The sequence below is a fragment of the Amycolatopsis vancoresmycina genome (assembly GCF_000716785.1).
Classification (GTDB): Bacteria; Actinomycetota; Actinomycetes; order Mycobacteriales; family Pseudonocardiaceae; genus Amycolatopsis; species Amycolatopsis vancoresmycina.
Map to the genome: position 1 here is coordinate 69674 of NZ_JNYY01000022.1, position 14579 is coordinate 84252.

Consider the following 14579-nt stretch of genomic DNA (forward strand, 5'->3'; position numbering starts at 1 on the left):
CTCCCTTGTCCGACAACGAACTTCTCCTCGAGGTCGAGGACGTGCACGTCGAGTTCCGGACGTCCGACGGCGTGGCGAACGTGCTCAACGGCGTCAGCTACTCCGTGCACGCGGGCGAAACCCTGGCCGTGCTCGGCGAATCGGGCTCCGGCAAGAGCGTCACGGCCCAGACCGTGATGGGCATCCTCGACATGCCGCCCGGCGTGATCACCGCCGGCGCCGTGCGCTGGCGCGGCGAGGACCTGCTGACGGCGTCCGCCGAACGCCGCCGCGAGGTGCGCGGCAGCGAGATCGCGATGATCTTCCAGGACGCGCTCTCCGCGCTGAACCCGGTGTTCACCGTGGGGTTCCAGATCGAGGAGCAGCTGCGCGTCCGGCTCGGTATGTCCAAAAAGGACGCCCGGAAGCGGGCGATCGAACTCCTGGACACCGTGCGGATCCCGGCTGCCGAGCGCCGGATCAAGGACTACCCGCACCAGTTCTCCGGCGGCATGCGCCAGCGCGCGATGATCGCGATGTCGCTGGCGCTCGACCCGGACCTGCTCATCGCCGACGAGCCAACCACCGCCCTCGACGTCACCGTGCAGGCCCAGATCATGGACCTGCTGCACGAGATCCAGGCCGAACGCAAGATGGGCCTGGTCCTCATCACGCACGACCTGGGCGTGGTCGCCGAGGTCGCGGACCGGATCGCGGTGATGTACGCGGGCCGGATCGTCGAGCAGGCCGACGCCGTCGAGCTGTTCCGCGCGCCGGCCCACCCGTACACCGCCGCGCTGATGGACTCCCTGCCCCGGCTCGACCTCAAAGGACAGACGCTGGAAACCATCAAGGGCCTGCCGCCCAGCCTGCTGCACATCCCGCCGGGCTGCCCGTTCCACCCGCGGTGCAAACGGGCCGAAGCCCGCTGTTCGGAAGAGGTCCCGCCGCAGCACGCCATCGGCTTCGGCCGCACGAGCGCGTGCCACTTCGCCGAAGAGGTGGTGAGTTCACGTGCCTGACCCCATCCTCTCGGTCAAGGACCTCCGGAAGTACTTCCCGGTCCGCACCGGCATCCTGTTCAAGAAGACGATCGGCCAGGTGAAGGCGGTCGACGGCGTCTCGTTCGACCTGATGCCGGGCGAGACGCTCGGCGTCGTCGGTGAGTCCGGCTGCGGCAAGTCGACGCTCGCGCAGGTCCTGATGCGCCTCGAGGAACCGACCGGCGGCACCGCGCAGTTCGAAGGCCGCGACATCTTCGCCATGCGCGGCGCCGAGCTGCGGAAGCTGCGTCGCGAAATCCAGATCGTGCTGCAGGACCCGTACACCTCGCTCAACCCGCGGATGACGGTCGGCGACATCGTCGGCGAGCCGTTCGAAATCCACTCCGAGGTCGCCCCGAAGGGCTCGCGGGCGGGCAAGGTGCGGGAACTGCTGGAGGTGGTGGGGCTCAACCCCGAGCACCTCAACCGCTACCCGCACCAGTTCTCCGGCGGCCAGCGCCAGCGCATCGGCATCGCGCGGGCGCTCGCGCTGCGGCCGAAGGTGATCATCTGCGACGAGCCGGTGTCCGCTTTGGACGTCTCGATCCAGGCGCAGGTGATGAACCTGCTCGGCGACCTGCAGGGCGAGTTCGGCCTGTCCTACGTGTTCATCGCGCACGACCTTTCCGTGGTGCGGCACCTGTCCAACCGGGTCGCGGTGATGTACCTCGGCAAGATCGTCGAGCTCGGCACCGACGAGGAGATCTACGAACGGCCGTCCCACCCGTACACCCAGGCGCTGCTTTCCGCGGTCCCGGTGGCCGACCCGGCCGTGCGCGGGCGCCGCCAGGTGATCCGGCTGACCGGGGACGTGCCGAGCCCGCTGGATCCCCCGTCCGGGTGCCGGTTCCGCACGCGGTGCTGGAAGGCCGAGGACCGGTGCGCGACGGAGGTGCCGGAACTGGTGCCCAGGACGGACGGGCACTTGTCAGCTTGTCACTTCGCCGAGCAGAAGTCGGTTGTTCCATAACGTACTTTCTGCCGTTGTACGTGCTATGTCCGGTCTATACGGTGCAGGAACCGCATTCTGCGAGGAGGAGAAACGTGAAGAGACCCAGGCTTCTGGCCGCGGTGCTGGCCGTGCCGCTGTTCGGCGCGGTTTCCGCGGTCGCGGTCCCGGCCGCGTCGGCGCAGCCCGCGCTGTCCGGGCCGGCGACCGAATTCACCGTGCTCGCCAAGGACGTCCAGAGCATCGCGACCGCGCAGCAGGCGATCAAGGCCGCGGGCGGCACGGTCCTGGAGACCAACACCGCCGTCGGCCTCATCAAGGCCAGCGCGCCGGCCACCGGGTTCACCGAGCGCGTGTCCGCGAACCGCGCCGTGTTCGGTGCGGCCAAGGCGCAGGTCATCGGCTCGGTGCCGAAGAACGGCAAGAAGACCAAGAGCGACAACGTCGAGAAGGAAGGCCGCGGCGCCACCGCCTCGAAGAAGGCCGCCGCGAACAAGGCCGTCGGGATGGACCCGCTGGACGACCAGCTCTGGGGCCTCAAGTCCGTCCGCTCGGACCTCTCGCGCACCAAGCAGCCGGGCAGCAAGCAGGTCAAGGTCGGCGTCATCGACACCGGCATCGACGGCACGCACCCGGACATCGCGCCGAACTTCGACGAGGCCGACTCGCGCAACTTCACCCGCGACATCCCGACCGACGTCAACGGCGTCGAGGTCGACGGCCCGTGCGAGTTCCGCGGCTGCGTCGACCCGGTCAACCACGACGACGGCGGCCACGGCACGCACGTCGCCGGCACCATCGCCGCCGCGGCCAACGGCTTCGGCGTCTCCGGTGTCGCCCCGAACGTGACGCTGGTGAACATCCGCGCCGGCCAGGACTCGGGCTACTTCTTCCTGCAGCCGACCGTCGACGCGCTGACCTACGCCGGCGACGCGGGCATCGACGTGGTCAACATGAGCTTCTACACCGACCCGTGGCTGTACAACTGCACGGCGAACCCGGCGGACTCGCCCGCCGAGCAGGCCGAGCAGCGCACGATCATCGAGGCGACCCAGCGCGCGCTGAACTACGCGCACCGCAAGGGCGTCACGATGGTGGTCGCGCTGGGCAACCAGCACACCGACCTCGGCGCGCCGCAGCCGGACACGACCAGCCCGGACTACCCGGCGAACAGCACGCACCCGCGCACGGTGGACAACGCGAGCTGCCTCAACCTGCCGGTCGAGGGCAACCACACGATCGGCGTGAGCTCGTTCGGCCCGTCGCAGAAGAAGGCGGACTACTCGAACTACGGCCTGGAGCAGATCTCGGTGTCGGGCCCGGGCGGCTTCTTCCGCGACGGCTTCGGCACGCCCTGGTACCGCACGGTCGAGAACGAGATCCTCTCGACGTACCCGAAGAACGTCGGCGTCGCCGAAGGCAACATCGACGCGGACGGCAACATCACCGAGGCGGGCCTGACGGCCGGCGTCAAGAAGGCGACCGCGCCGGACGGGCGCGTCGGCTACTACCAGTGGCTGCAGGGCACGTCGATGGCGACCCCGCACGCGACCGGTGTCGCGGCGCTGATCATCTCGCAGTACGGCAAGAAGACCCACGGCGAGTTCGGCATGGACCCGGACAAGGTCCAGCGGGTCCTCGAAGGCACGGCGGCGAAGATCGCCTGCCCGGTGCCGCGCACGGTGGACTACCTGAAGGAGGGCCGCGACGCGACGTTCACGGCCACCTGTGAAGGCGACCCGTCGTTCAACGGCTTCTACGGCCACGGCGCGGTCGACGCCTACTCGGCGGTGACGCGCGGAGCGCAGTACCTGAAGTGAGCACGGCGAGAACGCCCCGGGAAGGCAACCTCCCGGGGCGTTTTCGCGTGTACACCGGGACTGGGGGAGGTGTTCCGTTGACCGTGCGTGAACCGGCGATGTCGGCTGATCCGGATCTGCCGGATCAGCCGACGGTCGAGGAGGTCGACCTGACGAGGGCGTGGCTGGCCCGCCGCGGCGTCGCGGTGGACCGGCCTTCGCCGCTGCCGGCGGTGCGCGTCGGGGCCCGCGAACAGGCCCGGCGGTCGTACTCGGTCTTCGGCGCCTTGCTGGGCGTGATCTGGGTCGCCGCCATCCTGCCGCCCATCCCGGTGCCGGCCAAGTTCGTGCTGGTCAGCGTGGTCTTCACGGCGTATCCGCTGCTGCAGTGGCGCCGGGTCCGCCCGCGCGAGCGCGTCGCCGCCCGGCTGGCCCCCGGCGGGGCCCGGTTGCCGTGGCGGGTGGCGGCCGGTCAGGTGGGCTGGTGGTACCTGGCGTCGGTGGCGATCACCTACGCCGGCGGCGTGGTGCTGTGCGCCGCGCGGTTCGCGACCAGCCCGCCGGCCGCCGCGGGCTGGGCGGCGGCGCTGGCCGTCGGACTCGCGGGCACGGTCCTGGTGCTCGGCCCGGTGCTGCGCGGCCCGGTCATCGCCGACGACGAGACGTCACTCGCCGTCGACGCGGCCCTGCGCGCCCAGGACGCCGCGACGTTCGCGCCCGCGGCGGCGCTGGCGATGCTGGCCTGGATCGACCTCGACGCCACCTGGCCGGCGGTGCCGCCGTGGTTCCCGGTGCGGGTGGCCTACCTCGTCCTGGCGCTCGGGACCCTGCTCGCGGCCCGGTTCGGCCGCCGGAACCGCGCCCTGCCGCCGGGCCCGCACCGCCCGGCGGCCGGGCTCAGCGGTTCGACGCCTTCTTGACGAACTTCGCCAGGTCCTTCGACTGCTGCACCCGGGTCGGCTCGTGGACGTACATCATGTGGCCCGCCGGGTAGTACGCCGTGTCGATGTTGTCCCGCAGCTCCTCCGGGATGTGCAGGTGGGCCAGCACGTGCTCGGCCGCGTAGTACGCCGTCGCGCCGTCGTAGTGGCCGAACGCCACGTGCACCTGGAGGTGCGGGTTCGCGCGCATCGCCGCGCTCACCGAGTCGACCACCGACACCGAGCGGCCCTCGAAGTCCGAGTACGACCACGCCTTGAACGTGTCCTCGCTGATGATCTCGTACGGCAGGTCGTTCTCGTACCCGAGTTCGGCCCGCACGTAGTGGTTGAAGGCCGCCGCGTAGGCGCCCACCACGCGGGAGATCGACGGGTCGTCGCTCATGTGCTCGCGGCCGCCGTCCGGCTCCCACGTCGTGAACCGGCCGTCCATCCGGCCGACCACCAGGCCGCGGTCGCGCAGCAGCTCGGTGAAGAACCGGACGTGCTCGATCCGCAGGTTCACCCGGTCCACATAGGACTCGCTGAGCCCGGTCAGCGACGCCAGCGTGGCCACCGCCTCCGCCCGGTCCTGAGTGGACAGCCGGGCGCCGCGGGCCAGCGCCCACGGCAGGTCCTTCGCCGCGAAGTCCTCGGCGTCGGCCAGGACGTCGTCGAGCGGGCGCTCGCCGTGCAGGCCGTGGTAGTGCGCGATGGCCGCGTACGTCGGCACGTACAGCGAGTAGGGGAGGTCGTTGCCCTCGGTGAACTGCAGCGTGCCCAGGTCGAGCACCGAGGAGATGAGCAGCAGGCCGTTCAGGTAGAGCCCGTGCCGGTCCTGCAGGTGCGCGGCCAGCCCGGCGGCCCGCAGGGTGCCGTAGGACTCGCCGGCCAGGAACTTCGGCGACAGCCAGCGCTGGTGCCGCGACACCCACAGCCGGATGACCTCGCCGACGGACTCGATGTCGCCCTTGAAGCCGTGGAAGTCCTTGGTCTCGCCGCCTTCGGAGGCGCGCGAGTAGCCGGTCGACACCGGGTCGATGAACACCAGGTCGCTGTGCGCCAGCAGCGTCTCGGGGTTGTCGGCCAGCCCGTACGGCGGCGGCACCAGGTCGTCGACGTCGCCCGAAAGCACCCGCCGCGGCCCGAGCAGGCCCATGTGCAGCCAGATGCTCGACGAGCCGGGGCCGCCGTTGAAGGCGAAGGTGACCGGCCGCGAACCCGGGTCGGCGTCGTCGAGGGTGTAGGAGGTGACGAACACCTCGGCCTTCGCCTTGAACCCCTCGGACTTGCCGTCCTTGACGATCTCCTTGCGGAGGACGATCCGCCCCGCCTTCGCCGTGTACGCGAGCTTCTTGCGCTTCACGGTGAGGGTGTGCTGGGTCGTGACGATGTCGTCGGTCGGCTCGGCCGGGATCTCGGTGGTTTCCGCGGCCTTCTTCTCGGGAGCCTCTTCGGGGGTCGTGTCCGCCATGGACCCAACTTAGTCGGCGGGACCGGGTGCCTGTGGCAGGGTGACCGGGTGCACACCGGGCAGTGGCCGACGACGATCGGCGAGGCGCTCGCGGTCCAGGAGGAGCTCCGCGGCCGCGTCGAGTTCGCCGACGACTGTCCCGAGCTGCCCCCGACCGTGACCGGCCTCGACGTCGCCTACGACGAGGGCGACGGCATCGCCGCGGCCGTCGTCACCCTCGAGACCGCCGGGCTCACCGTGGTCGAGGCGCGGACGCACCGCGCGAAGGCCGTCTTCCCGTACGAGCCGGGCCTGTTCGCCTTCCGCGAGCTGCCACCCCTGCTGGCGGCGCTCGGCCGGCTGGAGCGCGAGCCCGACGTCCTCGTCTGCGACGGCCACGGCCTCGCCCACCCGCGGCGCTTCGGCCTGGCCTGCCACCTCGGCGTGCTGACCGGACGGCCGGCGTTCGGCGTCGGCAAGACCCGGTTCGTCGGCACCCACGGTTCGCCGGGGCCGTCGCGGGGGATGTCGGTGCCGCTGGTCGACGCCGGGGAGGAGGTCGGCGCGGTGCTGCGGACCCAGGACGGCGTCAAGCCGGTGTACGTCTCGGCCGGGCACCGGATCGGGCTGGCCCACGCCTGCCGGCTCACCCTGGCGCTGACCCCGCGCTACCGGCTGCCCGAGACCACCCGGCAGGCCGACCGGCTGTCCCGGGCGGCGCTGCGATGAGGTCCCTGGCCGAGCTGGACGCCGCGGTCGCCGGCTGCCGCGCCTGCCCCCGCCTGGTCGCCTGGCGCGAAGGCGTCGCCGGGACCAAGGCCGCCTTCCGCGGCGAGCCGTACTGGTCCCGCCCCGTCCCCGGCTTCGGCCCGCCGGACGCCTCCCTCGCCGTCGTCGGCCTCGCCCCCTCGGCGCACGGCGCCAACCGGACCGGCCGGATGTTCACCGGCGACCCCTCCGGCGACTTCCTCTTCCGGGTCCTGCACGAGGTCGGCCTCGCCTCGCAGCCGACGTCGACGGCGATCGGCGACGGGCTGGAGCTCTACCGCACCCGGCTCGTCTCGCCGGTGCGCTGCGCCCCGCCGGAGAACAAGCCGACCCCGGCCGAGCGGGACACCTGCCGTCCGTGGCTCGCGGAAGAACTGGCACTGTTACGTCCGACACTGCGCTCGGTCGTGGTGCTCGGCGCGTTCGGGTGGCAGGCGTTGCTGCCCGTGCTCGAAGCGGCGGGCTGGGCGGTCCCGCAGCCGCGGCCGCCGTTCGCGCACGGTGCCGTGCTTGAACTCGGCGACCTGCGGGTTTTCGGCTGTTATCACGTCTCGCCGCGCAATGTCCAGACACACCGCGTGACCCACGCCATGGTGGCGGACGTCTTCCGGGCCGCGACCTCGGTGACAGGTCAGAACTGAATCGTTACGGAAACCGCAGCGACGCTGGTCACAGCCGGATGGGGCCCCCGAGCGAGGTCGCGGCGAAGGTGTCACCATGAGGACATGGCTGCTGCGAAGTCGAAGTCGGAACCGACTCGGATCCTCGTCCTCGGTGGTGGGTACGTCGGGCTCTACACGGCGTACGGCCTCCAGAAGATGCTCCGGGCCAACGAGGCCTCCGTGACCGTCGTTGACCCGCAGCCCCACATGACCTACGCGCCGTTCCTCCCGGAGGCCGCGGCCGGCGCGATCGAGCCCCGGCACGTGGTCGTGCCGCTGCGGCGCGTCCTCAAGCGCTGCCACGTGCTGACCGCGCGCGTCACCAAGATCGAGAACGACAAGAAGTCGGTCACGGTCGAGGCGGCCGACGGCCACATCGAGCAGCTCGGCTACGACGTCCTGGTCGTCGCCCTCGGCGCCGTCGCGCGCATCCTGCCGATCCCGGGCCTGGTCGAGGAGGGCATCGCCTTCAAGACCATCGGCGAGGCGATCTACCTGCGCAACCACATCATGACCAAGCTCGACGAGGCGGCCAGCACGCTCGACCCCGAGCTGCGCAAGCGCCTGCTGACCTTCACCGTCGTCGGCGGCGGGTTCGCCGGCATCGAGGCGCTGGCCGAGCTCGAGGACATGACCCGGTTCGCGGTGGAGAACTACTACCCGAACATCAAGACCTCCGACATCCGCTGGGTGCTCGTCGAGGCGGCCGGCCGGATCCTGCCCGAGGTCCGCGAGACCCTGGGTGTCTACACGGTCGAGCAGCTGGAGAAGCGCGGCATCGAGGTCTACCTGTCGACCGCGGCGAAGTCGTTCGAGAACGGCCACGTGGTGCTCTCGGACGGCACCGAGTTCGACACCGACACGATCATCTGGACCGCCGGCGTCAAGGCCAACCCGGTGCTGGCCAACTCGGACCTGCCGCTCGACAAGCGCGGCCGGCTCGAAGCGACCGCCGCGATGCAGGTCGTGGGTCACCCGGAGGTGTGGACCGCGGGCGACAACGCGGCGATCCCGGACCTCTCGCGCACCGAAGAGGACCCGACGGCGACCTGCCCGCCGAACGCGCAGCACGCCGTCCGGCAGGCCCGCCTGCTGGCGAAGAACATCATCAAGGTCCTGCGCGGCGGCAAGCCGAAGGACTACTTCCACAAGAACCTCGGCGCGGTGGCGAGCCTCGGCCTGCACAAGGGCGTGGCCGACGCGCTGAACCTGAAGATCAAGGGCTTCCCGGCCTGGCTGTTCCACCGCGCGTACCACCTCAAGGCGATGCCGACCTGGAACCGCCGCATCCGGATCCTGTTCGACTGGATCCTGGGCGGGCTGTTCCGGCGCGAGGTCATCTCGCTGGGGCAGATCAACAACCCGAAGGACGAGTTCGCGCGCGTCTCGAAGTCCTGACGCTCTTTTCCCGAAAGCCCCCGGCCCTCGCGGCCGGGGGCTTTCGGCGTTTTCGGGGCTATTGCGGGGAAATGCCCGGCTGTGTGCCGGTGAGCGAGATGGTCTGGACAACTGACCCGGTGGGCGGGTAAACCCTTTCTTCACAACGCGGAATAAGTCCGCTCCCGCTCCGCCCCCTCGGTCCCCTGGAGCTCCCATGTCCTTTTCCCGTACCAGAGCTGCCCTCACGGCGGCGGTGCTGAGCGTCGCGGTCGCCGGCGTTCCGCAGGCCGCCGCGGCCGGCCCGGCGTTCCCGGCCCACTACGCGGCGCCGTACCTCCAGATCAGCGACGCCGACGCCGGCGACATGGCCGCCGACCTCAACGCCACCGGCACGAAGTTCTTCACGCTGGCGTTCCTGACCCCGCAGTCCGGCTGCACGCCGGTGTGGGAGGCGAACGGCACCGGCGTCGGCTCGTTCAAGGCCCAGATCAGCGCCCTGCAGGCGGCGGGCGGCAACGTCATCCCGTCGTTCGGCGGCGCGGAAGGCGGCGAACTGGCCCAGACCTGCACGAACACCGCCAGCCTGACCGCGGCGTACGCGAACGTCGTCAACACCTACGGCACGCCCCGCCTGGACTTCGACATCGAAGGCGGCACCCTCGGCGACACGGCGTCGAACCAGCGTCGCAACTCGGCGCTGGCGGCGCTGCAGCAGCAGAACAGCGCGGTCCAGGTCGACTACACCCTCGCCGTCGACCCGTCGGGCATCCCGTCGAACGAGCTCGACCTCCTGCGTGACGCGAAGAACAAGGGCGTCAAGGTCAGCGTGGTCAACCTGATGGTGATGGACTTCTACGACGGCCAGCCGGTCCTCGGCGACGCGCTGTCGGCGGCGCGCGCGTCGGCGTCGCAGCTGGCGAGCCTGTACGGGATTTCGACGTCGGCGGCCTACGCGATGATGGGCCTGACGCCGATCGCGGGCCGCAACGACGACGGCGCCCAGTTCAGCCAGTCCGACGCCCAGCAGCTGGAGACGTTCGCCGCCCAGAACGGCGTCGCGGAGCTGTCGTTCTGGGAGGTCCAGGACTACGACCGGGCCACCGGCTACGCGTACTCGCGCATCTTCAACGCGATCACGGGCGGCGGCACGACCCCGCCCCCGGCGAGCGGCGGCACGATCACCGGCTACGGCGGCAAGTGCGTCGACGTGGCCGGAGCGTCGACGGCGAACGGCACGGCGATCGACCTGTACACGTGCAACGGGACGAACGCGCAGCAGTGGACGTCGACCTCGGGCACACTGCGGGCGCTGGGCAAGTGCCTGGACGTGGCCGCGGCGGGCACGGCGAACGGGACGAAGGTCCAGCTCTACGACTGCAACGGCACCGGCGCCCAGCAGTGGAACCGGTCGGGAAACCAGCTGGTCAACCCGGCCTCGGGCAAGTGCCTGGACGCCACCGGCCCGAGCTCGGCCGACGGCACCCCGCTGCAGATCTGGACCTGCACCGGCGCGGCGAACCAGTCCTGGACCCTGAACTGACGGACCGCGGGTGGCCCCCGAGCACGGGGGCCACCCGCTGTTTCACGCGCGGGGCCGGAGCATGGCCGGGTGGAGCGTGGTCGCCGGACCACGCCGGTAGACGGTCGCCGGCCGCCCGGGCTGCTTCGACTCCCGTTTCCCGGCCGGCACCAGGAACCCGGCCACGCTCGTGATCTTGCGGTGGAAGTTCCGCGGATCGAGCCGCTGCCCCCAGACGATCTCGTACACCTCGCGCAGCTCCGTCATGGTGAACTCCGGCGGGCAGAACGCGGCCGCGAGCGTGGTGTACTCGAGTTTGGCGCGGGCGCGTTCGACCGCGTCCCTGATGATCTTCTTGTGGTCGAAGGCGATCCGCGTGCGCGGCTTCAGCACCTTCTCGACCGGCATGAGCTTCGCGTCACGGGCGTCCCCGCCGGCCACCGGCTCCGGCAGCCCGGGTGAAAAGGCGACGTAGCAGACCGTGATCACGCGCCGGCGGGGGTCGCGGTCCGGCGTCCCGTACGTGCGCAGCTGCTCCAGGTGTAACGCGGCCGCGTCCAGACCCGTCTCTTCACTTAGTTCGCGTGCCGCCGCGTCGTCGAGGCTCTCCGAGGCCGACGCGAGGAAGCCACCCGGCAAGGCCGGCATGCCTTCGTAAGGCGGGATTCCACGGTTCACCATCATGATCTGCAGCGAGCCGTCGTGCACGGTCAGGACGGCCAGGTCCACCGCGACCGCGACCTCGGGGATCGTCCACTCGCCGGGCTCAGGCATGTTCGACGGCAAAGCCGGTCGGGCTCGGTGGAGTGTCCATAGTGCACAGTGTACTCGCGGGTCAATAAATGTCTTATTGACGAGAATAAGCCGACGGGACTACCTTGCACGGTGCATCCGGCATCCTGCACCCGTGCGCGGCCGTGCCGCAGGAGCCGTCGATCGAGGGCGCCGCAAGGCGGAGGAGAGGGAGATCGTCATGGCCGAACGGCACGAAGGGACGGTGGTCGTGTGCTCGCGATCCTGACCGCGATGGAGGTGGAGCGGGCCGCGGTGCGGGCCCGGATGAGCGGGGTGCGGCGGCACCGGCACCGCGCGGGCACGGTGTTCGAGGTCGGCGAGCTGTCCGGCCGCGAGGTGGCACTGGGCATGGTCGGCAAGGGCAACGCGGGTGCCGCGGCGGTCGCGGAACGGGCCGTCGCCGAGTTTTCGCCGTCCGCGATGCTGTTCGCGGGCGTCGCCGGCGGGCTGCGCGACTGGCTGCGGCTCGGTGACGTCGTCGTCGCCCGCAAGGTGCACGCGTTCCACAGCGGCTACAGCGACGACACCGGCTTCCGGAACCGGCCGCAGGCGTGGGAACCGTCCCACCGGTTGCTGGAACTCGCGCGGGCGCTGGCCAGGGAGGGCAGCTGGGCGGGCGCCGGCCACCGGCCGGAAGTCCACTTCGAGCCGATCGCGGCGGGCGAGGTGGTGGTCGACGGGCGGACGTCCGGCATCGCGCGTTACCTGCACGACAACTACAACGACGCGGTGGCGGTCGAAATGGAGAGCGCCGGGTTCGCGCTGACGAGCCACCTCAACGACGACGTCCCGGCGCTGACCGTCCGCGGGATCAGCGACCGCGCCGACGGCGCCAAGGACGCGGCCGACGGGGCGGACTGGCAGGCCGTCGCCGCCGGGAACGCGGCCGACTTCGTCCGCGCGCTGGCCGCCGAACTCGACGTCCCGGACCGTGGCCGCCCGGCCGAGCGCGCCGATGTGCCGGTGCTGCACAACACCAACGTGGCCAAGGGCAACGCCCGCGTCGGCCAGCAGATCGGTGCCGTGCACGGGGACCTGAACGTGGCCTCGCAGAACCGGGGAGAGCACGCGTGAGCGAGTTCCACAACGCGAACCACGCGGCCGACGACGCGCACGTCGAGCAGCAGATCGGCGCGATATACGGCGGAACGTTCCACCGCAACGAGACGACGTACAACATCAACCCGTCCGACCCGCCGGAGCGGCGGTTCGACGTCGGGCGCGAGCGCCTCAAAGGCGGGATGCCCCGCCTCGCCGAGTCCCTGTTCCGGGAGCTGGTGGAGCAGGGACGCGATTCGACCGTGCTCGCGTACTACTACGCGTTGTCGATCCTCAGCGACCGCTCGCTCAGCGAGGTCACCGACGACATCCACACGCGGTTCTGGGCGGCGGGCCAGATGGCCAGGCGGTTCGCCCACGACGAGTGGCGTGGCGCGATGGACGTGGTGGGGCAGCTCATGTCCTGCGTGTGGCGGCAGGAAATGGGGGATTCCCCGGACTCGCCCGACCTCGAGAAGGCGACGGCGAACTTCCACCAGCTGCACCCGGAGCGCCAGGCCGAGATCAGGAGCCACTTGGCGCTGATCCTCGGCGGCGCGCTGCAGGACACGCTGGACGCGGAGGACGCCCACCGCATCCGGACCGAACGGCTGGAGCACGACCGGGTCGGCCGGGCGTGGAAGTTCTTCGAGCCGGATCCCGCGCAGCCGCGGTTCTTCGTGCCGGCGCGCACGGCGATCCCGTCGAACGAGTGGGTGAAGGCGGCCTTCGCGGGCGTGGGTGTGCTCCTGGGGATTTTCGCGTTCCTGGACGGGTTTTCCACCGGCCGCCCGGCGATCGGCGTCATCGCCCTGCTCGTCATGGTGACGGGGTTCGCCGTCGCGATCTGGGCCGGCCGGGAGCAGGAGCTCGGCACGAGGCGGCTGACCGCCCTCGACCGCGAGCACGGGATCCCGCTGCAGTTCCAGCCGGCGGCCTCGCCGGGCCACTGGGTGCGCACGGATTTCGTGACGCAGATCCACAAGCTGGTCGAGCTGCGCTTCTGGGCGGCCCGCCCGAACCCGCAGGGCAGCTGGGTGGAGGACACGCGCGGGATCTGCGAGTACTACAAGTGGCGGTTCGTGGCGTTGTACGGCAACGCCCAGGTCGACGCGGCCGCGGTGAACTGGCTGATCCGCTGGCACGCCCGCCGCGTGGCGGCGGAGTGGCGCAACGGAACGTTGTTCGCCTACCGCGACGAAGTCCGCCCGGCCCCCTCGGTGCTGTTCGCCCACCGCGCGGGAATGGTCGTCGCGGCAGCGGGCGCCCTGATCATGCTGGCCGGCTACGGCGGTTTCGCGGGCGCGGGGTTGTTCCTCGGCATCGGCGGCTACTTCGCGGTGAAGCAGGGCCTGCACATCCTGGTGGCCCAGCAGTTCCAGACGGAGGAGAACGAGCGCGGCCAGCGTCTGCTGAGGGAGGAGGAGCAGGCGTACACGAGCTGGTTGCAGGTGCTGGCGGACCGCCCGGACGACGCGGAGATGGCGCGCTGGCTGGACCTGGACAAGGCGTACCTCAAGACGGAGGCGTTGCGCCGCTGCGCCCTGACGAACCGCGACCTGGTGGCGCACGTGACGTTGACGGAGGGAGCGGCGAACGCCCGCCGAGCCCGCGTCCTGGGCGGCCCGATGCGGTATTCGCGGTACGTGATCCTGGTGTTCTTGCTGACCCGCAGCGGAGTCCGCGAGATAGAGGTGGACTTGGACTTCCTGAAGGCGAACGTCCACGACGAGCGCCGGACATCGTTCCGTTACGACGCACTGGCAGCAGCCCGCGTCGCCGAGGTGGGCGTCCGCTACGCGGCAGGCTGGCGCTACGAAATCCTCAACGGCGACAGCCAGGTCCTGATGCAATCGCAGTCCCTGCGCAAGCGGGCATTCCGCCTGACCCTGGTGAGCGGCGAGAAGATTTCGGTGGTGGCCGAGGGATTCGAGGGCTTGACGGACGAGAACCTCGAGAACGAGGCAATGCTGCAGCGCATGGCCATGGAATCATCGGGCATCGCGGGCGCCCTGCACGTACTGGAGGCGGTCTCGGCGGAGGGCAGGGACTGGATAACGAGGGAGCAGGAGCGCCGCCGCCGCCGGTCCGAGGATTGGAGACGCCGCAACCACGGCCCGGACCTCCTGGGTAGCGAGGGCTACCGGACAGGAGCGGCTCCGATCACCTAGAGTGTGCGGTGCCCCCGTAGCCCAACCGGCAGAGGCAGTCGACTTAAAATCGATTCAGTGCGGGTTCGAGTCCCGTCGGGGGCACCACCTGCACAGCCGCGGCCGA

At 70.7% G+C, this 14579-nt stretch carries 12 protein-coding genes and 1 tRNA gene; 11 read left to right on the plus strand and 2 right to left on the minus strand.

Annotation, left to right across the window (positions count from 1 at the left end; all coding sequences use genetic code 11):
- The first annotated feature begins 5 nt into the window (after nucleotides 1-5).
- The 4 genes from OO60_RS37170 (at nucleotide 6) to OO60_RS37185 (ending at nucleotide 4690) form a co-directional block, all read left to right on the plus strand.
- Nucleotides 6-1001, plus strand: a complete 996-nt coding sequence (locus tag OO60_RS37170; protein ID WP_003103920.1) for an ABC transporter ATP-binding protein — start codon at nucleotides 6-8, stop codon at nucleotides 999-1001.
- Complete coding sequence (locus tag OO60_RS37175; RefSeq protein WP_003103923.1) at nucleotides 994-1992, plus strand: ABC transporter ATP-binding protein; 999 nt, start codon at nucleotides 994-996, stop codon at nucleotides 1990-1992. The genes OO60_RS37170 and OO60_RS37175 overlap by 8 nt, the downstream gene beginning before the upstream one ends.
- A gap of 74 nt (nucleotides 1993-2066) precedes the next feature.
- Nucleotides 2067-3791 carry a S8 family serine peptidase gene (locus OO60_RS37180; RefSeq protein WP_033263112.1) on the plus strand — a complete coding sequence of 575 codons (1725 nt, stop codon included), beginning with the start codon at nucleotides 2067-2069 and terminating at the stop codon, nucleotides 3789-3791.
- A gap of 77 nt (nucleotides 3792-3868) precedes the next feature.
- Nucleotides 3869-4690, plus strand: coding sequence for a hypothetical protein (locus tag OO60_RS37185; RefSeq protein ID WP_033263113.1), 822 nt, complete (start codon nucleotides 3869-3871; stop codon nucleotides 4688-4690).
- Here OO60_RS37185 and OO60_RS37190 read toward each other — a convergent pair.
- Nucleotides 4668-6161: a S10 family peptidase gene (locus OO60_RS37190; protein WP_003063317.1), complete on the minus strand. Its 1494-nt coding sequence runs from the start codon at nucleotides 6159-6161 to the stop codon at nucleotides 4668-4670. The two genes, OO60_RS37185 and OO60_RS37190, sit on opposite strands and share 23 nt — an antisense overlap.
- Nucleotides 6162-6209: 48 nt before the next feature.
- Between OO60_RS37190 and OO60_RS37195 the strand changes: the two genes are divergently transcribed.
- The 4 genes from OO60_RS37195 to OO60_RS48000 all read left to right on the plus strand — a co-directional run bounded on the left by OO60_RS37195 (nucleotide 6210) and on the right by OO60_RS48000 (nucleotide 10490).
- The gene (locus OO60_RS37195) at nucleotides 6210-6869 is read left to right on the plus strand and encodes an endonuclease V (protein WP_003063319.1); all 660 of its coding nucleotides are present in this window, start codon (nucleotides 6210-6212) and stop codon (nucleotides 6867-6869) included.
- The gene (locus OO60_RS37200; protein ID WP_003063322.1) at nucleotides 6866-7549 is read left to right on the plus strand and encodes a uracil-DNA glycosylase; all 684 of its coding nucleotides are present in this window, start codon (nucleotides 6866-6868) and stop codon (nucleotides 7547-7549) included. The genes OO60_RS37195 and OO60_RS37200 overlap by 4 nt, the downstream gene beginning before the upstream one ends.
- A gap of 84 nt (nucleotides 7550-7633) precedes the next feature.
- Nucleotides 7634-8968 carry an NAD(P)/FAD-dependent oxidoreductase gene (locus OO60_RS37205; protein ID WP_003063325.1) on the plus strand — a complete coding sequence of 445 codons (1335 nt, stop codon included), beginning with the start codon at nucleotides 7634-7636 and terminating at the stop codon, nucleotides 8966-8968.
- A 196-nt stretch (nucleotides 8969-9164) separates the two neighbouring features.
- The gene (locus OO60_RS48000; protein ID WP_033263114.1) at nucleotides 9165-10490 is read left to right on the plus strand and encodes an RICIN domain-containing protein; all 1326 of its coding nucleotides are present in this window, start codon (nucleotides 9165-9167) and stop codon (nucleotides 10488-10490) included.
- Between the two features lie 42 nt (nucleotides 10491-10532).
- On the opposite strand, the gene OO60_RS37215 is transcribed toward OO60_RS48000, so the two are convergent.
- Nucleotides 10533-11243: an NUDIX hydrolase gene (locus OO60_RS37215; protein WP_003063333.1), complete on the minus strand. Its 711-nt coding sequence runs from the start codon at nucleotides 11241-11243 to the stop codon at nucleotides 10533-10535.
- 231 nt (nucleotides 11244-11474) lie between these two features.
- Between OO60_RS37215 and OO60_RS37220 the strand changes: the two genes are divergently transcribed.
- The 3 genes from OO60_RS37220 to OO60_RS37230 all read left to right on the plus strand — a co-directional run bounded on the left by OO60_RS37220 (nucleotide 11475) and on the right by OO60_RS37230 (nucleotide 14560).
- Entirely contained in the window at nucleotides 11475-12338 is an 864-nt protein-coding gene (locus OO60_RS37220) for a 5'-methylthioadenosine/S-adenosylhomocysteine nucleosidase family protein (protein ID WP_003063336.1), read from the plus strand.
- Nucleotides 12335-14473: a hypothetical protein gene (locus OO60_RS37225; RefSeq protein WP_003063339.1), complete on the plus strand. Its 2139-nt coding sequence runs from the start codon at nucleotides 12335-12337 to the stop codon at nucleotides 14471-14473. The genes OO60_RS37220 and OO60_RS37225 overlap by 4 nt, the downstream gene beginning before the upstream one ends.
- A gap of 10 nt (nucleotides 14474-14483) precedes the next feature.
- Nucleotides 14484-14560: transfer RNA gene (locus OO60_RS37230), tRNA-Leu, on the plus strand.
- The last annotated feature ends 19 nt before the right edge of the window (nucleotides 14561-14579 follow it).

Bases quoted from the DNA above. Each gene is read 5' to 3' on its own strand.
- OO60_RS37190 (WP_003063317.1), bottom strand. From the start codon at position 6,161: ATGGCGGACACGACCCCCGAAGAGGCTCCCGAGAAGAAGGCCGCGGAA.
- OO60_RS37200 (WP_003063322.1), top strand. From the start codon at position 6,866: ATGAGGTCCCTGGCCGAGCTGGACGCCGCGGTCGCCGGCTGCCGCGCC.
- OO60_RS37205 (WP_003063325.1), top strand. From the start codon at position 7,634: ATGGCTGCTGCGAAGTCGAAGTCGGAACCGACTCGGATCCTCGTCCTC.
- OO60_RS48000 (WP_033263114.1), top strand. From the start codon at position 9,165: ATGTCCTTTTCCCGTACCAGAGCTGCCCTCACGGCGGCGGTGCTGAGC.
- OO60_RS37215 (WP_003063333.1), bottom strand. From the start codon at position 11,243: ATGCCTGAGCCCGGCGAGTGGACGATCCCCGAGGTCGCGGTCGCGGTG.